Raw genomic sequence first — 18,612 nt, 5'->3', positions numbered from 1 at the left:
CAGGTACGACGCGTCATTAGTCTTCGAATGTGGCGGCGTAGGCCGTGGCATCGAGTAAATTGTCGAGTTCGGATTCGTCGGAAGCTTTGATCTGGAATAGGAAACCGTCACCATAAGGCTCGCTGTTGACCAGTTCAGGCGAAGATTCCAGTTCACTGTTGATAGCGACGATTTCACCGCTGATAGGTGAATAGATGTCTGACGCCGCCTTCACGGATTCGGCCACGGCGCAGTCTTCGCCTGCGTCAACGGTGCGACCGACTTCCGGCAAGTCGACGAAGACCATGTCGCCCAGCAGCTCTTGCGCGTGCTCGGTGATGCCGACACTGTACAGGCCGTTGCCTTCTGAACGAATCCACTCGTGAGAAGACGCGTATTTCAATTCTGCTGGGACATTGCTCATAATTACTCTCCGAAATTTTTTAATTTATAGGTGAATCAATAAGAAAGCAGTTAAACCAGGCTTTTGCCGTTACGCACGAAGCTCGGTTTTGTCACACGCACCGGCATTTCACGGTTGCGGATTTGTACGATAGCCTGCTCGCCGATACCCGCTGGGACGCGAGCCAGCGCAATGCTGTAACCCAGAGTCGGTGAGAAAGATCCGCTGGTGATAGCGCCTTCCTGCACGTTGCCCGCGGCGTCGGTGAAACGCACCGGCAGTTCGTTACGCAGCACGCCTTTTTCAGTCATGATCAGGCCAACCAGTTGATCGGTGCCGTCTTCACGCTGTCTTTCCAGTGCGTCGCGACCGATAAAATCACGATCTTCCGGCAGCCAGGCGATGGTCCAGCCCATGTTGGCAGCCAGCGGCGACACGCCTTCGTCCATCTCCTGACCATACAGGTTCATGCCCGCTTCAAGACGCAGCGTATCGCGCGCGCCAAGACCGGCCGGCTTCACGCCCGCCGCCAGCAGTTTCTGCCAGAATTCGGCGGCCTCTTCCTGCGGCAGGGCAATCTCGTAACCGGCTTCACCGGTGTAACCTGTAGTGGCAATAAACAGCGAACCGGCTTCTACGCCGAAGAAAGGCTTCATGCCCTCTACGGCCTGTTTTTGTTCATCGGTAAACAGCGTCTGGGCGCGCTCTTTGGCCTGCGGGCCCTGCACGGCAATCAGCGCGAGGTCATCACGCACGGTCAGTTCAACGCCAAACGGTTTGGCGTGTTCGGTGATCCAGGCCAAGTCTTTTTCACGCGTGGCGGAGTTGACGACCAGACGGAAGAAATCTTCGGTAAAGAAATAGACGATGAGGTCATCGATAACGCCACCGGAGGCATTCAGCATGCCGGTGTACAGCGCCTTGCCCGGCTGGGTCAGCTTGGCAACGTCATTGGCCAGCAGATAACGCAGGAATTCGCGGGTGCGTGCGCCATGCAAATCGACGATAGTCATATGGGAAACGTCAAACATGCCGGCGTCATTGCGAACAATATGGTGCTCATCCAGCTGGGAGCCGTAATGCAGGGGCATCATCCAGCCGTGAAAATCGACCATCCGTGCGCCACAGGCCACATGTTGATCATATAACCGAGTCTGCTGTGTCATCTTTTTCCTCATTCTTTATCAAAGCGGTATGCCCGATTTATGCGCAGTGCCGAGGCCGCAACAGCCTTGTGAATTGAACGACAATGCATCAAAACCGGGTCGAGAACTGTGCAAGAACTGTGCCGACGCAAACGATACCTTTTCCTGAACGTTACCACCGAATGTCCCTGCTAACCATAAGTTAAAATAGGTGTCATCGGTTGAGTATCAGGAAATGCCGCGCGGCATGATGCAGAATTTTTAGCTGGAAAAATGGGGTTTATCGCGCAAAATCTATAAATAAATCGCAAAGAGATCGATGTTATGTAACGCGAGCGCAGAATTTCGCACCATTTGTGGTGTGCGAAATTCTGCGCCGGATTAGAAAAAGTAATGGAAATTGATGAGCGGAATTAGATTATTTCAGCTGAAGATCTTTGCTCTGCAACCAGTCGGGTAAATCGTTCAGCCCCATCGCCTGACGCAGCAATTGCGGCTTCACACCGGGCAGGGAATCGGCCAGCGTAAGGCCGATGTCGCGCAGCAGTTTCTTGGCCGGATTATTGCCCGCAAAGAGTTCACGGAACCCCTGCATGCCCGCCAGCATCACCGCGGCACTGTGTTTGCGTTTGCGTTCGAAACGTCGCAGATACAGGTACTGACCAAAATCTTTGCCTTCTCGTTGCAGGCGCTTGATTTCAGAAGCCAATTCGGCGACATCCATAAAGCCGAGATTCACGCCCTGCCCCGCAAGCGGATGCACGGTGTGGGCCGCATCGCCAATCAGCGCCAGCCGCTGCGCCGCGAAACTGCGCGCATAACGGCCGGTCAGCGGGAAGGTTTGGCGTTCGCTGACCACTTCACACACGCCAAGGCGCAGATCGAAAGTGCTGGAAAGAATCTTGTTGAACTCGGCATCCGTCAGCGCAGACAGCCGCTCGGCCTCTTCCGGCGAAACGGACCAGACTATCGACGACAAATGCGCATCGGCCAGCGGCAGGAAAGCCAGAATACCTTCGCCGTGGAAGACCTGACGTGCCACAGATTGGTGCGGTTCGTCGGTGCGAATCGTCGCAACCAGTGCATGATGGCGATAATCCCAGAAGGTCAGCGGGATATCCGCGTGCTGGCGCAGCCAGGAATGAGCACCGTCGGCACCGACCACCAGCCGTGCGGTGAGCATGCGGCCATCTTCGAGATTGATAAAGGCTTCGTTCTCGCCCCATGCCACGTTTTTAAGCTTGGCGGGCGCGAAGATTTCGACCTCGTTCAACTGCTCGGCACGCTGCCACAGGGCGCGGTGAATCACCTGGTTTTCGATGATATGCCCAAGATGGCTGAACCCGTATTCTTCGCTGCGAAAGGCGATTTTGCCAAAGCTGTCGCGGTCCCACACTTCCATGCCCTGATACGGGTTGGCACGCTGGCCGATGATAGCGTTCCAGGCACCGATGTGCTGGAGCAGGCGCTCGCTGGCGGCATTGATTGCCGAAACGCGCACGCCCGGGATCTCGGGCAAAGGGGCGTCGTCGGGCTGCCGGGTTTCGAGCACCGCTATTCGCAGGCCGCTGCCCTGAAGGCTGCAGGCCAACGCCAGTCCTGTCATGCCGCCACCGGCGATAACCACATCAAAAGATTGCATAATTTATTCCATTCCTGTCATTTTCTGCGGTCAGGCTGGACCTGTGCCAGCGTGTTCAGCGTTCTGTCCAGCCGAGAGTGCGGCGGGTAAAGGCATCGCGCAGAGGAGGGATTCGCTCCATCGCCATCAGTCCGAGATTACGCCCTGTGACCAGCGGCGTATAGCGATTGGCAAACAGGCGCACCAGACCATCGGTAATGCCGACGGTCGCGCGTTGATCGGGTTGGCGACGCTGCTGATAGCGGCTCAACACCTGATAGCTGCCGATGTCATGATGGTTCTGCCAGGCCTCGGCGAGAGTCTCGCTCAGGGTCATGACATCGCGCAGGCCGAGATTGAAGCCTTGTCCGGCGATAGGGTGCAGCGTCTGCGCCGCATTGCCGACCAGCGCCAGACGGTGGGCGATGTGCCCGCTGGCCGTTGATAATTGTAAGGGATAACTTTGCCGTGCGCCGGTTTGCTGCATCTTCCCGAGCCGCCAGCCAAAGGACTGCTGTAATTCGCCAAGGAAGCGCTCGTCACTCCAGCCGTTGATTTCCTGTCTTTTTTCAAGGGGATGACACCACACCAGCGAACTGCGTCCCTTGGACATCGGCAATAACGCCAGCGGGCCGTGTTCGGTAAAGCGTTCAAAGGCGCGTCCCTTGTGCGGCAAACTGGTCGTGATATTGGCTATCACGCCCACCTGCCGATAGCTTTCACGCTGCCAGCGAACGCCGCAGGCCTGTGCCAGCGTGGAATGAGAACCGTCGGCGGCCACCAGCAGGCTGGCCGTCAATGTCTCGCCGTTGTCGAGCGTAACGCTGGCGCTGTCATTTTGTCGCTCGACGTTGACCACGCGGGCCGGACAATGCAACTGCACGCCCGGCGCTTTCGCCAGCAGCGCAAACAGCCGTTGTCCGGCATCGTGCAGTTCGACCACCTGGCCGAGCGCCTCGACGCCATAATGTTCGGCATTGAGGTTCACCACACCGGCATGGCCGCGATCGCTGACGTGAATATCGACGATAGGCGTGGCGCAGTTCGCCAGCGCCGACCAGACCCCGATCCCCGCCAGTTGCTGACAGGTGCCCTGCGCCAGCGCAATTGCCCGTGCATCGAAACCGGGATGGGTAACGTTCTCGGGCGAACTCGCCTCGACCAGATGAATCGGCAGACGCCCCTGGGTTAGCGAAGAGAGCGCCAGCGCCAGCGTCGCACCGGCCATCCCGCCGCCTACAATGATCATGCTCATCAGATTATCTTGCCGCCGCCATCAGTGCTTCAATCTCGTCGGCTTCTTTCACAACGTCGCCGGTCAGAATGTCGATACCGGTTTTGGTGATGACGATATTGTCTTCAATACGAATGCCGATGCCGCGATAGGCTTCGGGCACGTCGGCGTCGGGCGCAATATACAGACCCGGTTCAACGGTTAACACCATGCCCGGTTCCAGTGTACGGCTGCGATCGGCCGTGCCGTAATTGCCGACATCATGCACGTCCAGCCCCAGCCAGTGCGACAGACCGTGCATGAAGAACTGACGATGCGCCTGCGCGGCAATCAGCTCGTCGACCTCGCCTTTCATCACGCCAAGACCGACCAGCCCCTCCACCATCACGCGGATGGCGGCTTCGGTCGCTTCCTGAATGCTGCGGCCCGGACCCAGAATCTCCAGTGCCTTGTATTCGGAGGCGAGCACGATGTCGTAAATCTCGCGCTGCGCCGGGGTAAACGTGCCGCTGACCGGGAAGGTTCGGGTGATGTCGCCTGCATAGCTCTGGTATTCGCAGCCTGCGTCGATAAGCACCAGGTCGCCGTTGCGCAGCTCGGATTCATTCTCGGTGTAATGCAGAATGCAGGCGTTGTCGCCGCTGCCCACAATGGTGTTGTAAGACGGCGAGCGCGAGCCGTGACGGCTGAATTCGTAGTGAATTTCGCCTTCAAGATGATATTCATACATGCCGGCGCGACAGGCCTGCATCGCGCGGATGTGACCTTTCGCCGTAATCTCGCCCGCACGGCGCATCACCGCAATTTCATGCGGCGATTTGATTAATCGCATCTCATGCACCCAGGGACGCCAGTCGGTGATGGTCGCAGGCGCGGAGAGATTCTGCCGAAAACCGTTGCGCAGTTTTTCCATCGCGCGATTCACAATGCTGTCGGCGTAATCGTAATACCCCTGGGCGTGATATACCACGTCCAGACCGTTCAGCAGCAGGTGAAGCTGTTCGTTGATATCGTCAAAAGGAAGCGCCCGATCAACGCCAAGGCGCGCAGGTGCGGCATCCTGACCGACACGACGGCCAAACCAGATCTCGGCGGTCAGATCACGCACGCGATTGAACAGCACGCTGTGATTATGGTTATCGTCACTTTTGACCAGCACCAGTGCCGCTTCCGGCTCGTTAAAGCCGGTCAGATACCAGAAATCGCTGCTTTGACGATACGGATATTCGCTGTCGGCGTTGCGCGTTGCTTCGGGAGCGGCAAAGATGATTGCCGCGCTTCCTGGCGCCATTTTGGCAATAAGCGCCTGACGACGCGCCTGAAACTCCTGTTGAGGAAGGGTCACTGTTGTCATCACCTGCTCCTGAAATTGAATGTTATCCACGTTTACCGGACTTTTTTGTTGTTCTTGTATGGATTGTCTTCTTGAAGCTTAGTGCAAAGTACGTTGATTTTCGGGTGCCGTCGGGTGGCTGTGGCCAAATTCGCCAAAGCACAGGATAGCCGCCACGCGCACATACTCGACCACTTCTTCCAGTGATTGCGCCAGCACTTCCTGATCTTCGTCTTCTTCATAGCCAAGCTGCGCAATGCTGCGCAAATCGTCGATGGCTTCACCGACTTCGCCTTTTACCTTGGCAAGCTTCGGCTGCATCATGCCCAGCCCCAGCAGGAAATGGTTGACCCATCCTGCCAGCGCATCGGCGCGTTCGAACACGCTCGCATCGTCGCTTGGCATCAGCATTTTAAATTCGAAGCTGTCGTCTTCGAGCGTATCGGCGGTGATTTTTCGCAGTTGCTGCAGCATCTCGGCCAGTGGGTGGCCAAAAGCCATGCCTTCGTTGGTCAGGTCATGCACCTGGGTTATCCAGCTGCCGTCGCGGTTGCCACCGCAAAGTAAACCACTGATAAGTCCGTGCATTTCGGCTGCGGTTAACGCAACTGACTGCTGCTTCAGGTTTTGATTCAGCGAATCATAGTTTGGATAGGTATTCTCAATAGACATGCGCATTCGCCATCGTTGGCTGGTTAAGTTCGTGTTATGCTACCACCAAGGCAAGTCTCAGTACCAGATTCGCTAGCTACGCAGCCGTACTTAACGACGTTGCAAATCTGGAGTGAGGTATATATAGTTGCGCCCGCTTTCGATGTCCTGCGTCTCGTCGCAGTGTTGCAATCGGAGGTCGGCGAATAATATGGCAGGAAGGTGGCATGTCTGCACAACCGGTAGATATACAAATTTTTGGTCGCTCATTAAGAGTAAATTGTCCGCCAGAACAACAAGAAGCGTTGAACATGGCTGCCGAGGATCTTAATCAGCGGTTGCAAGATCTTAAAGTTCGCACTAGAGTCACAAATACAGAGCAACTGGTATTTATCGCGGCATTGAACGTCTGTCACGAACTTGCTCAAGAACGCTTGAAAACTCGCGATTATGCCTCCAATATGGAACAGCGTATTCGGATGTTGCAACAAACCATCGAGCAGGCTTTGCTCGAACAAGGACGCATCACTGAACGTGAAGGGGCGCCTTTCGAATAAGTCAAGCTGTTGATTTCTATCTCTTTATATGAGATAGTAGATTCACAGTACGAACACAAAATTTCTCTGAGATGTTTGCCAGCGGGCCCGTCCCCTGAGCCGATAATTAGTACCAACAGAATGTGATGATCCGCAATCGGTGCGCATGCTCGGTCCGCCGAGAAGCCTAAAGATTGTGACTGAACGTTCACCTTGAACCATGGGTTCAAGGGTTACAGCCTGCGGCGGCATCTCGGAGATTCCCCTTTTATCTCCCGCTCTCTCTTCTCTGGTTTTCTCTATGTCCTTTACAGCTCAGTCCTTTACGGGTCAACATGCGCTGCTCAGGCAAGCTATTCGTACCGAAGTTCGTCAGCGCAGAAAACAGCTCACCCAGCAGCAGCAACAGGTTTTTGCCCTTGAGGCAACGCAGCGTATAGCCACGCATCCGCGTATTGTGCAGGCTGAAACGCTGTCGGTTTTTCTGTCTTTCGACGGTGAACTCGACACCGCGCCGCTCATCGACAGACTGTGGCAGGACGGCAAAAAACTCTATCTTCCCGTATTGCATCCGTCCGAACCGGGCCATTTGCTATTCCTGCGCTATACCGCCGAGACCCCTTTGGTACGGAATCGTCTGAATATTCTCGAGCCGGTTCTGGAAGAGAGCGAGATTCTGCCGCTTGAACAGCTGGATATCATTCTTACGCCGCTGGTCGCTTTCGACTCGCAGGGGCAACGCCTCGGCATGGGCGGTGGATTTTACGACCGCACGCTGGCGAACTGGCGCGAACGTGGCCCCTACCCAATCGGCATAGCGCACGACTGCCAATGGGTAGAAGCCCTGCCGATAGAAGAGTGGGACGTTCCCCTGCCCGAGATTTTAACGCCGGGCAAGAGCTGGCGTTGGGAACACGAATCTCCCGCATCGTGAAACGTAAAAAGGGCATCTTTCGATGCCCTTTTTTATGCCAGACAGGAGGATTGCAGATTAGTAGAGCAGACGCGCACGAATGGTGCCCGGAATCGCTTTCATCAGTTGCAGCGCGGTATCGACGGTTTCGATATCCGCTTCCACGTCGATGACCACATAACCTACTTCCGGGCTGGTTTGCAGATACTGCGCAGCGATGTTGATGCCCTGCTCCGCGAAAATCTGGTTGATGCTGGTCAGCACGCCCGGACGGTTTTCGTGAATATGCAGCAGACGGCTGGCCTTGTCGCTGTGCGTTGGCAGCGAAGCCTCGGGGAAGTTAACCGCAGACAGCGTAGAACCGTTGTCGGAATACTTCGCCAGTTTACCGGCCACTTCAAAACCGATGCCTTCCTGAGCTTCCATTGTCGAACCGCCAATGTGCGGCGTCAGGATCACGTTGTCGAACTCGCACAGCGGCGAAGTAAACGGATCGCTGTTGGTTGCAGGCTCTTCCGGGAAGACGTCGATGGCAGCCCCTGAAAGGTGTTTGCTGCGCAGCGCGTCGCACAGCGCCGGAATATCGATAACCGTTCCGCGCGAGGCGTTGATAAGCAATGAGCCCGGCTTCATCTGTGCCAGTTGTTCAACACCAATCATGTCTTTGGTATTCGCCGTTTCCGGAACGTGCATGGTAATCACGTCGCTGGTGTTCAGCAGTTCGTTCAGGCTGGAAATCTGCTGCGCGTTGCCGAGAGGCAGCTTGCTTTCGATGTCGTAGAAATAAACCTTCATGCCCAGACCTTCGGCCAGGATCCCGAGCTGGGTGCCGATATGGCCGTAGCCGACGATGCCGAGACGTTTGCCGCGCGCTTCATAGGAGCCGACGGCCAGCTTGTTCCAGATACCGCGGTGCGCCTTGGCGTTGGCCGCAGGAATGCCGCGCATCATCAGCAGCATCTCGCCCAGCACCATTTCGGCAACCGAACGGGTGTTGGAGAACGGCGCGTTGAAGACAGGAATACCGCGTTTGGTCGCGGAATTCAGGTTAACCTGGTTGGTACCGATACAGAAACAACCCACGGCAACGAGTTTTTCCGCCGCAGCGAAGATCTCTTCGGTCAGTTGGGTACGGGATCGGATTCCGACGAAATGGGCATCACGGATGGATTCTTTCAGCGCTTCGCTGTCGAGCGCGCCTTTATGAAACTCGATATTGGTATAACCCGCCGCGTGAAGCGTGTCGATCGCGCTTTGATGGACGCCTTCCACCAGCAGAAACTTAATTTTGTCTTTTCCGAGTGATACTTTTGCCATTTCCCGACCCTACTATTTTATTCATACCGGCAGTAACGCATACCGAAAGTTATTCATGCTGAATGCAGACTTCAGAAGTCACTGCTTGATGCAGTTCACAGTCAACATAACAAAATTTTTGCGTCGGGCAATACAAACGATTGCCTGACTCCTAGCACAAGCCCTGATCCCGCCCTTCATTTTTAGCATGTAACACTTTCAATGCACAACATCATGGAGGTAAACGTTAAAACGGCGTCATTGTGTGACATAACTCACCAAATTCGCCGCTTTGCAGAAAAGATGATTCAGGCTAAAAATTATCATCTTCATAACATTGCATTATGACGCTGGCACAAAGTAGATCGTGAGCTTATCCTCAGCGCGAATTTTTGACGACTTTTACACCGTCTGCAGTGCCGACCAGCGCAATATCTGCCCCGCGATTGGCAAATAACCCGACGGTCACGACACCGGCAATGCCGTTAATCCTGTTTTCGAGCGCGATGGCATCAAGGATGCTGAGATTATGCACGTCGAGAATGACATTGCCGTTATCGGTGACGACATTCTGACGGTATTCCGGTAATCCCCCAAGCTTCACCAGTTCGCGGGCGACGTAGGAACGCGCCATCGGAATCACTTCGACCGGCAGCGGGAATTTGCCCAGCACGTCGACCTGTTTGGTCGCATCGACGATACAGATGAACTTGCGCGAAATGGCGGCGATTATCTTCTCGCGGGTCAATGCCGCGCCGCCGCCCTTGATCATCTGCATGTGGCCGTTGATTTCGTCCGCGCCGTCGACATAAATATCGAGTTCATCGACTTCATTGCTGTCAAACACGTGGATACCGTAGCTTTTCAGTTTGGCGGTGGACGCATCGGAGCTTGATACTGCGCCTTCGATCTGGTGCTTGATTGACGCCAATGCATCGATGAAATGCGCCGCCGTGCTGCCGGTACCAACGCCGACAATCGTGCCTGGCGTCACGTAATCCAGCGCCGCCCAGCCTACCGCTTTTTTTAATTCATCCTGAGTCATGATGGTTTCTCTTTGGATATAGCTCTGTGGATATAGAAAGGAATCGCTAAGTTGTCATTAGTATAAAGCAAGACGCGGGCGGACTCGTAGCCGATAAGGAGAAGATTTTGTGCGCCGCAAATTTTGATGAACTGTGGCATAGTGTCGGAATATGTGTGAATCCCGAACGAGCCAAGGAATAGATTTTCGATGAAACGCCCAGACTATAGAACGCTGCAAGCGCTGGACGCTGTGATCCGTGAACGCGGTTTCGAACGTGCAGCGCAAAAGCTGTGCATTACCCAATCCGCTGTTTCTCAACGTATTAAACAATTGGAAAATTTATTCGGCCAGCCTTTGCTGGTGCGGACCGTTCCGCCACGGCCAACCGAACAGGGCCAGAAACTGCTGGCGCTATTGCATCAGGTCGAACTGCTCGAAGAAGAGTGGCTGGGCAGCGACAACATCAACGACAGTAATGATACGCCACTGCTGCTGTCGCTTGCGGTCAACGCCGACAGTCTGGCGACCTGGCTGTTGCCGGCGCTGAAATCGGTGCTGGTCGACTCCCCTATTCGCCTGAACCTGCAGGTTGAAGATGAAACCCGAACCCAGGAACGTCTGCGTCGCGGTGAAGTGGTGGGCGCGGTCAGTATTCAGCCGCAGCCGCTGCCGAGCTGTCTGGTCGACCAACTGGGCGCGCTGGACTATCTCTTCGTGGCCTCGAAAGGTTTTGCCGAACGCTATTTCCCGAACGGCGTGACCCGCTCTGCGTTACTGAAAGCGCCCGCAGTCGCCTTTGACCATCTCGACGACATGCATCAAGCCTTCCTGCAGCAGTATTTCGACCTGTCGCCGGGCAGCGTGCCGTGCCACATCGTCAACTCGTCCGAAGCCTTTGTGCAGTTGGCGCGTCAAGGCACCACCTGCTGTATGATCCCGCACTTGCAGATTGAAAAAGAGTTGGAAAGCGGAGAGTTGATTGACCTGACGCCGGGTCTGTTACAGCGCCGGATGCTGTACTGGCACCGCTTTGCGCCGGAGAGCCGCATGATGCGCAAAGTGACCGATGCCCTGCTGGCACATGGTCGTCAGGTGCTGCGCCAGGACTAGGCGCGTTATCTTTCGCGTCGCAGAATATTGGCGGCTTGTATGGACCCCCAAAACGTCGTTTAACACGTTGCGGGGATCCACATACCCTCTTTCAGTCAGCCGAAAGTGTTGCAAATCAAAGGGTTTTACTTCGCCACTTCGCCGTTCTTCAGCTCGAACACCACATCAACCTGATCGTCAAAGTGAATGCTCTGCTGCTCGTAGGTTTGCGCGGCGTCACTCTGGCCCGCGGCATCGGCGGTTTTATACATTCTGGCTACCGGCATCGGCTGATAGTTCGCGACGTGGTAACGAATGCTGTAAACCTGACCGAGCTGGCTGTGGAAGCCTTCCGCCAGCGCCTTGGCCTGCTGGGTGGCGTTATCAATCGCTTTCTGACGCGCCTGATTGCGATAGGTATCAGGATTCGCCACGCCCAGCTCAACCGCACGGATTTCATTCAGCCCTGACTTCAGCGCGCCGTCCAGCAGCTCGTTGAGTTTGTCCAGCTGACGCAGCGTAACCTGCACCTGACGCACTGCGCGATAGCCTTTCAGCACGCTGCTGCCATCTTTCAGATAGTCATATTCCGGCTGGGTGCGCAGATTGGCGGCATTGATGTCTTTCTTGTCGATATTGTTTTTTTGCAGAAACGCAAAATACTGCGCGACGCGCTCGTCTGCCTGTTTTTTGGCAGAAGCGGCATCTTTTGCAGAAACATTGACTTCAATAGCCAGCGTAGCGATGTCGGGTACGGCATCGACGCTGGCTGTACCTGAAGTTACCACATGCGGTCCCTCTGGTACTTCAGCAGCCTGAAGTGCAGCGGGTAATGTCCCTAATCCCAACATGGCGGCCATAGCCAATGCTTTCAATTTCACAGTGTTTCCCTCAGTCATCTGGTGAGCTACAACCCTACCATAGTCGTTTGGCAACGAAATTAAGATTAGTGATAATTAGTTCACAAATGCAGGTTTTGCAATGCCAGTTGTAGCGCGATACCCCACATCACGATGCCCACGACAAGATTGATCGCCCGCTGCGTTTTACCTTTGTTTAACCAGGGCGACAGCAGCGCGGCAAGGATTGCCAGACCAAAAAACCACAGCGTCGAAGAGAGCACCGCGCCGAGGGCGAACCAGGCGCGTTCGTCGCTGGCAAGGCGTCCGCCCAGACTGCCGAGCACGACAAAGGTATCGAGATAGACGTGCGGATTCAGCCAGGTTACCGCCATCATGCTGCCGACAATACGCCAGCGGCTTTGCGCCATGACTTTCGCTTCCACCTGCTGCGGTTGTGCGGCCAGCGCCGTGCGAAATGCGCCCCAGCCAAACCACAGCAAGAAGGCGACGCCGCCCCAGCTGACGATAAACAGCAGAGTTGGGTAGCTGTCGAGCAGCGCGCTACCGCCAAAGATACCGGCGCAAATCAGCGCAATGTCGCTGAATGCACAAAGTGCGGCAATCATCAGGTGATACTGACGGCGAATGCCCTGATTCATCACAAAGGCGTTCTGTGGGCCGATAGGCAAAATCATCGCCGCACTGAGCATCATGCCCTGCAGGAAGGTCGTGAACATAGTCGAAATTTTCCTTAAAACGCGCTTTTGAAAGGAGATGACGCGAAGTGTAAGGGAACAGGACTATTAGAGGAAATTGAAGTTTCTTATTGAGTATTAGGACAGCTTATGAGGCAGGTATTGATAGCAAAACGCCCTGTAAACAGGGCGTTTTCGTTAAAGCATGAAAGCGAAATTACTCGATGCCGACCTGCGGCGCGCCTTTGCTTTCTACGGCTTTGGCTTCGGCTTCTTTGGCTTCTGCCTCTTTGGCTTCTGCCTCTTTGGCTTCAGCGCTACGGAACAGGTGAACGTCCATCTGCGGATAAGGAATGCCGATGCTGTTGGCATCCAGCGCTTCTTTAAACTGCTCCAGCAGATCCCATTTCACGTTTTGCGAGTCGCCGTTGGTGGTCCAGTAACGCACGACGAAATCCAGCGTCGAAGCGCCCATTTCGTTCATGCGGATTACGATGCCTTTATCTTTGATGATACGTTCATCGGCGTTGGCGATGTCGCCCAGCACCTGTTTCACCTTGGCGATTTCGGCATCATAGGACACGCTGACGATAATGTCGGTACGGCTGGTCGGTTCGCGTGAGTTGTTGGTAATGTTACCGGCAATGATTTTACCGTTCGGCACGACAATCACTTTGTTGTCTGGCGTCAGCAGCGTGGTGGAGAAGATCTGCACGTGCGTTACCGTACCGGCCACGCCGCCCAGATCAACATATTCACCCGCGCGGAACGGACGGAAGATAACCAGCAATACGCCTGCAGCAAAGTTGGAAAGCGAGCCCTGCAAAGCCAGACCCACGGCCAAACCGGCAGCACCGATTACGGCGATTACAGAGGTGGTCTGCACGCCGATTCGGCCCAGCACGGCAATCAGCGTAAAGGCGATAATTGCATAACGTACCAGCGCCGACAGAAAGTCGGAAACGGTCAGATCGATGCCACGCAGATGCATCACGCGACTCACGCCTCTGGAAACCGCTTTCGCAACCAGCAAGCCGATAATCAGGATAACCACAGCGGCCACGATATTGACCGCATAATGAATCAGTAAAGCCTGATTTCTGGCTAACCACGTTCCGGCATTCTGAATGCCATCCACTACGTTCAAATCTTCCATTTAACACACCCTAGCAAGCAATAATGAAACCAGACATTCGCGCTGACACGCACGACGAATGATGACTAAGCCCTTAAGGGTAACCAACATTTCCCCTAACTGCCAACCCGCGTGGCCGCTTTGCCTGCTTTTTAGGCATTGTTGAGAGGCTTATCGGCAATTCTTGTCGCAGGCTTGAAAGCTTGCAGCGGACCGCGTCCGGTCAGGGTGAAAATCGACAGCAACGTGAACGCAAGCGTGATAAGCCCCAGAATCAGATAGGTGCCGTGGAAACCGATTTTGCCGTACATGTCGCCGGCAAAGACCGACATGAACATCATCGCAATCTGCTTGAAGAAGCAGAAACAGACCAGATAGATGGTGGCCGAAAAGCGCACTTCAAATACCGAGGTGATGTATTTGAAACAGCCGACAATCAGGAACGGGATCTCGAACATATGCAGCGTTTTCAGCAACACCACTTCCACCGGCGTGCTGGCAAAGGAGGAGCCGATAATACGGATGGACATAATGGCACCGGCCAGCAGCAGCGCATTCTTGCCGCCGATGCGGTTAACGATGGCGGGCGCAAAGAACATGATAAGCGCGTTGAGCAGTTCGCCGAGTGTCGTGATGTAGCCGAAGACGCGCGTCCCTTCGCTGGGGCTGCTGAAGAACGAGGTAAAGAAGTTGGCAAATTGCTGATCGAACACCTCATAGGTGCAGGACACGCCGACCACGTAAAGCCCGAGGAACCACAGCTTTTTATCCTTGAGCAGTTCTGCCGCCAGACGCAGGTTGAACGGTTTGCTGTTGGCGCCCAGTTCATTGGCCACCCGTGCACTCGAACCGACCGCCGGTTTGGCGATAAGCAGCAGAATCGCCAGAATCACCGCGCAGCCCGATCCCAGCCAGAAGACAAACTGATTGTTGATGGTAAACATGATCCCGACAACGGAGGCGCAAATCGCCCAGCCCACGCAGCCGAACATACGCGCACGGCCAAATTCGAAATCGCTGCGGCGGCTGACTTTCTCGATATAGGCTTCAATCGACGGCGCACCGCCGTTGTAGATAAAACCGAGATAGATACCGCCAACGATGGAGCCCAGCAGAATGTTGGTTTGCAGCAGCGGTCCAAAAACGTAGATAAAGAACGGCGCGAACAGCACCAGCATGCCCGTGATTATCCACAGCAGATGTTTCTTGAGTCCCAGCTTGTCGGAAAGCAGGCCGAATATCGGTTGAAACACCAGCGAGAAGAAAGAGATACAGGCAAAGATAATGCCGGTGTCGCTCTGACTGATGTGGTTGATGTCGTGCAACCAGATAGGAAAGAACGGAAAATAGGCACCCATGATGAAAAAGTAGAAAAAGAAGAACAGTCCAAACGTCCAGAAATTAGTATTTTTTATATAATTCATCTGCAATCCCTCAACCTCGACGGCTGCCGCACACACCGTGCGGCAGCGTAGCTTTCAATTAACGCGATGCGCTTTCGCCCACGGATTTATGCGCCCAGCGCAGCGAATATCGGTATTCACCCGCCGTCAGCAGATATTCCGGGCTGACGCTCGGACTCCAGGAATCATCGCCGCCAATCCCCATGCGGAAAGCATCGATGTTGAGCCAGGTGCCCTCTTCTTCCCTGAGCAGATGACGATGGCTGGTGTCCATCAATTGACGCAGGCTGAAGCGGCTTAGGCCGAAGGCAAAGTCGCCCTGCCATTGCCAGTCGCCATAACGCAACTCGCGTGTCCCGCCGCGTGACCCGTTTTCCGACGGGAACACGTAAGGCGTATAGAGCTGTTCGAGCGGCAGCGTCCAGCGCGAGAATTGCGCGGCCAGCTGGCGATCGGGATAGTTTTCGTGCGGCCCCAGACCCAGCCAGGTTGCCGACTCCTCAACCTGACGCAGACAGCAGGTCAGGCCGATACGCGCCGGAGAAGGCAGGTCGCCCGCGACCTTGACGTTAACCTCGAGTTGCAGTTCGCCCTGCAAGGTGATGCGATAGGTTTTACGGCTTATCAATGCCACGCTCTGTCGTGAAACATAGGCATGCGCCGTATCGATAATGACGGCATCTGCCTGCTGATTCACCTCGAAGCGCAACAGCTGGGTTTCCAGTTCGTACAGACCCGCTGTCTTCCAGCGCTCGACCCAGGCATTGGGATCGATACGGGTCGCTTCGCTGACGCCAATGTCGTTATCCAGCGGCGCGCGTACAAACTGATCCCGTAGCGGCGACAGCAACTGGGGTTTGTCGTGATGCCACCACTGTTCCAGCAGACCGGTTTGACGATTGAACAGCCAGCGTTGAGTCTCCGCCGTCACCTCGACCGCGCCGTCTTCCTTCTGCTGCACTGACGCCGTCTGATGCGTTGATGTCGAGACCGTCGGCAGCGCCAGACCGCGCGGCAGTGGCCATTGATGCCAGGCGCTGCGATGTCCGGCTTCCGACCACGGCGTCTGTTCAGGCTGGATAACGTCGAGGTTGAGCCAGATTTCGCCCGTCGCGCTTATTGCCGGATAGTCGCCGAGCGTGATGCGCTGACTGCCTTTCGGTGGGATATCCAGTGCTGTTTCACCGTGATAAATCGACTGCCCGTCCAGCTCGATGCGCCAGCTCAGGGTTTCATTGTCCGTGTGGCGGAACAGATAATCGCTGAAGACTTCGACCACCAGAGGTTGATGGCTAACCAGCGTAAAGTGGAAGAATTGCTGCGCGCGCTGCGCCTCGAACAGCGCCGGATGCGGCGTGCGGTCCTGAAACACCAGGCCATTCATGCAGAACTGGCGATCGTTGGGCTTGTCGCCAAAATCACCGCCGTAGGCCGAATAGCTGATGCCATCCTCGCCGGTGCGCGTCAGACTCTGGTCGACCCAGTCCCAGATAAATCCGCCCTGCAAGCGCGGAAAGTCACGGAAGGCCTGCCAATATTTGTCGAAGCCGCCGAGGCTGTTGCCCATGGCATGGGCGTATTCACAGAGGATAAGCGGACGGGTTTCGTCCGGCATACCAATCCATTTCTTGATGGACCATTTCGGTACCGCCGGGAAAGGCTGATCTTCGTCGACGCGGGCATACATCGGGCAGATGATGTCGGTCGCCGCCGTATTGGCTCCGCCGCCTTCGTACTGCACCGGACGCGTAGGATCGCTGGATTTTATCCAGCTATACAGCGCGTCGTGCGTCGATCCATGCCCGGATTCATTGCCCAGCGACCAGATAATAATGCACGGATGGTTGCGATCGCGCTGCACCATGCGGGTTACACGTTCGCTAAACGCATTGAACCACTGCGGGTCGTCAGACAGTCGGTTCATCGGCTGCATGCCGTGCGTTTCAATGTTGGCTTCATCCACCACGTACAGTCCATAGCGGTCGCAAAGCGTGTACCACAGCGGATGATTCGGATAATGCGAGCAGCGCACGGCATTGAAGTTATGCTGTTTCATCAACAGGATATCTTGCAGCATCGTCGCTTCGTCTATTGCCTGACCTTTCTCGGGATGATGTTCGTGACGATTGGTGCCGCGAATAAGCAACGGCTGGCCGTTGAGTTTCAACAGACCCTGACTTATCTCGACCTGACGGAAACCGACGTCGTAAGCTTCGGCTTCAATCAGGCGATTATCCGCGTCCAGCAGAGACACTACCGCGCGATAAAGGTGCGGCTGTTCCGCGCTCCACAGCAGCGGGTTCGCCAGCGGCAGGCGCAACGTCGCTTTCTCGGCATAAGCTCCGCGCTCGTCAATGATCTCACTGCCAAGCGGCTGAATATTTTCTGCGACATGTTGATTACCCTGCCACAGTTGCACCTGAATTTTCAGGGCCTCGAGCGAGGTGGAAGGCGCACGCACAGCGATGTTGGCTTCCAGTTCACCCAGAGTAAAATTGGCATGCAGATGGGTTTGCAGCTGAACATCGGCGAGCTGGATTGCAGGTTTGTGCAACAGGCTGACGTCGCGGAAGATACCGCTCATTCGCCACATATCCTGATCTTCCAGATAACTGCCGTCGCTCCAGCGCAGCACCATCACCGCCAGTCGGTTGCTCCCCGCTTGCAGATAATCGCCAAGGCTGAACTCGGCGGGCAGGCGACTGTCCTGCGAATAGCCGACCCAGCGGCCGTTGCACCAGAGATAAAAAGCGGAATTGACGCCGTCGAAGATAATGCGCGTTTGCCCGGCTGCCAGCCAGTCTGCATCCACCTCAAATGTGAGCGAGTAACATCCGGTAGGGTTTTCTGCGGGAACGAAAGGCGGCGTTACCGGTATCGGATACTGGACGTTGGTATAAATCGGCGCATCATAGCCCGACATCTGCCAGTTTGACGGTACGGTAATATCGTCAGCATTTGCCAAATCGCCATCGAGCCAGGCTGCCGGTACCGCCTCCGGTTTCGCGAAGTAGCTGAATTTCCACTCGCCATTCAACGATTTTCGGCTCGGAGACTTCTTGTCTTCTCTGGCTTCGTCGGCATTACGCCAGCTTTGAAACGGCGGATGGGCCGGCAGGCGATTTACCTGCGTACAAACCGGATTCTCCCAGTCGCGGCGCGCCAGCACGTTGCCTAGCGGATTGATCGCCTCGTCTTTGTAACCTTTCATAAACCTTCCCCGTGAAAATGTTATGCGCTCACATTAATGATTTTAAAATGAGGGGAGAGAGCGGTTAAGTAAAGAAAGGAGCATTCAGAAGGCGACGCG

16 protein-coding genes and 1 other RNA gene are annotated in these 18,612 nt (G+C 55.3%); 4 read left to right on the top strand and 13 right to left on the bottom strand.

What is annotated here, in order from left to right:
- Nucleotides 1–16: 16 nt before the first annotated feature.
- From gcvH to O1V66_RS20835, 6 genes are all read right to left on the bottom strand, one after another.
- Entirely contained in the window at nt 17–403 is a 387-nt protein-coding gene (gene gcvH, locus O1V66_RS20860) for a glycine cleavage system protein GcvH (protein ID WP_045049576.1), read from the bottom strand.
- A gap of 50 nt (nt 404–453) precedes the next feature.
- Entirely contained in the window at nt 454–1,548 is a 1,095-nt protein-coding gene (gene gcvT, locus O1V66_RS20855) for a glycine cleavage system aminomethyltransferase GcvT (protein ID WP_045049577.1), read from the bottom strand.
- 397 nt (nt 1,549–1,945) lie between these two features.
- Nucleotides 1,946–3,169 (bottom strand): FAD-dependent 2-octaprenylphenol hydroxylase, encoded by a 1,224-nt coding sequence (gene ubiI, locus O1V66_RS20850; RefSeq protein ID WP_045049578.1) that lies wholly within the window; start codon nt 3,167–3,169, stop codon nt 1,946–1,948.
- Nucleotides 3,170–3,224: 55 nt separating this feature from the next.
- Complete coding sequence (gene ubiH, locus O1V66_RS20845) at nt 3,225–4,403, bottom strand: 2-octaprenyl-6-methoxyphenyl hydroxylase (protein ID WP_045049579.1); 1,179 nt, start codon at nt 4,401–4,403, stop codon at nt 3,225–3,227.
- Nucleotides 4,404–4,407: 4 nt separating this feature from the next.
- On the bottom strand, nt 4,408–5,736 hold the full coding sequence (gene pepP, locus O1V66_RS20840) for a Xaa-Pro aminopeptidase (protein WP_045049580.1): 1,329 nt from the start codon (nt 5,734–5,736) through the stop codon (nt 4,408–4,410).
- A 78-nt stretch (nt 5,737–5,814) separates the two neighbouring features.
- A complete protein-coding gene (locus tag O1V66_RS20835) occupies nt 5,815–6,387 on the bottom strand; it encodes a YecA/YgfB family protein (protein WP_082051070.1) in 573 nt (190 codons plus the stop codon).
- Between the two features lie 206 nt (nt 6,388–6,593).
- On the opposite strand from O1V66_RS20835, the gene zapA reads away from it, so the two are divergent.
- From zapA to O1V66_RS20820, 3 genes are all read left to right on the top strand, one after another.
- Nucleotides 6,594–6,923, top strand: a complete 330-nt coding sequence (gene zapA / locus O1V66_RS20830; protein WP_009637913.1) for a cell division protein ZapA — start codon at nt 6,594–6,596, stop codon at nt 6,921–6,923.
- Between the two features lie 60 nt (nt 6,924–6,983).
- A non-coding RNA gene (gene ssrS, locus O1V66_RS20825) (6S RNA) lies at nt 6,984–7,166 on the top strand.
- 37 nt (nt 7,167–7,203) lie between these two features.
- Complete coding sequence (locus O1V66_RS20820; protein ID WP_045049582.1) at nt 7,204–7,836, top strand: 5-formyltetrahydrofolate cyclo-ligase; 633 nt, start codon at nt 7,204–7,206, stop codon at nt 7,834–7,836.
- Between the two features lie 57 nt (nt 7,837–7,893).
- Here O1V66_RS20820 and serA read toward each other — a convergent pair whose 3' ends face one another.
- Entirely contained in the window at nt 7,894–9,132 is a 1,239-nt protein-coding gene (gene serA / locus O1V66_RS20815; protein WP_045049583.1) for a phosphoglycerate dehydrogenase, read from the bottom strand.
- 358 nt (nt 9,133–9,490) lie between these two features.
- Nucleotides 9,491–10,156, bottom strand: coding sequence for a ribose-5-phosphate isomerase RpiA (gene rpiA / locus O1V66_RS20810; RefSeq protein ID WP_045049584.1), 666 nt, complete (start codon nt 10,154–10,156; stop codon nt 9,491–9,493).
- Nucleotides 10,157–10,345: 189 nt separating this feature from the next.
- Between rpiA and O1V66_RS20805 the strand changes: the two genes are divergently transcribed.
- On the top strand, nt 10,346–11,248 hold the full coding sequence (locus O1V66_RS20805; RefSeq protein ID WP_045049585.1) for a LysR family transcriptional regulator ArgP: 903 nt from the start codon (nt 10,346–10,348) through the stop codon (nt 11,246–11,248).
- Nucleotides 11,249–11,373: 125 nt separating this feature from the next.
- On the opposite strand, the gene O1V66_RS20800 is transcribed toward O1V66_RS20805, so the two are convergent.
- From O1V66_RS20800 to O1V66_RS20780, 5 genes are all read right to left on the bottom strand, one after another.
- Complete coding sequence (locus O1V66_RS20800) at nt 11,374–12,108, bottom strand: oxidative stress defense protein (protein WP_072045124.1); 735 nt, start codon at nt 12,106–12,108, stop codon at nt 11,374–11,376.
- An 80-nt stretch (nt 12,109–12,188) separates the two neighbouring features.
- The gene (gene argO, locus O1V66_RS20795; RefSeq protein WP_045049587.1) at nt 12,189–12,806 is read right to left on the bottom strand and encodes an arginine exporter ArgO; all 618 of its coding nucleotides are present in this window, start codon (nt 12,804–12,806) and stop codon (nt 12,189–12,191) included.
- A gap of 175 nt (nt 12,807–12,981) precedes the next feature.
- Complete coding sequence (gene mscS / locus O1V66_RS20790) at nt 12,982–13,920, bottom strand: small-conductance mechanosensitive channel MscS (protein WP_045049588.1); 939 nt, start codon at nt 13,918–13,920, stop codon at nt 12,982–12,984.
- Nucleotides 13,921–14,051: 131 nt separating this feature from the next.
- Entirely contained in the window at nt 14,052–15,323 is a 1,272-nt protein-coding gene (locus tag O1V66_RS20785; RefSeq protein WP_045049589.1) for an MFS transporter, read from the bottom strand.
- Nucleotides 15,324–15,381: 58 nt separating this feature from the next.
- Nucleotides 15,382–18,513 carry a beta-galactosidase gene (locus tag O1V66_RS20780; RefSeq protein ID WP_045049590.1) on the bottom strand — a complete coding sequence of 1,044 codons (3,132 nt, stop codon included), beginning with the start codon at nt 18,511–18,513 and terminating at the stop codon, nt 15,382–15,384.
- Nucleotides 18,514–18,612 lie beyond the last annotated feature (99 nt).

It is taken from the genome of Rouxiella chamberiensis, assembly GCF_026967475.1.
In the GTDB taxonomy this organism is placed as follows: Bacteria; Pseudomonadota; Gammaproteobacteria; order Enterobacterales; family Enterobacteriaceae; genus Rouxiella; species Rouxiella chamberiensis.
Note: the sequence above shows the minus strand (reverse complement) of the source record. Positions and strands in the feature narration are given on the sequence as shown.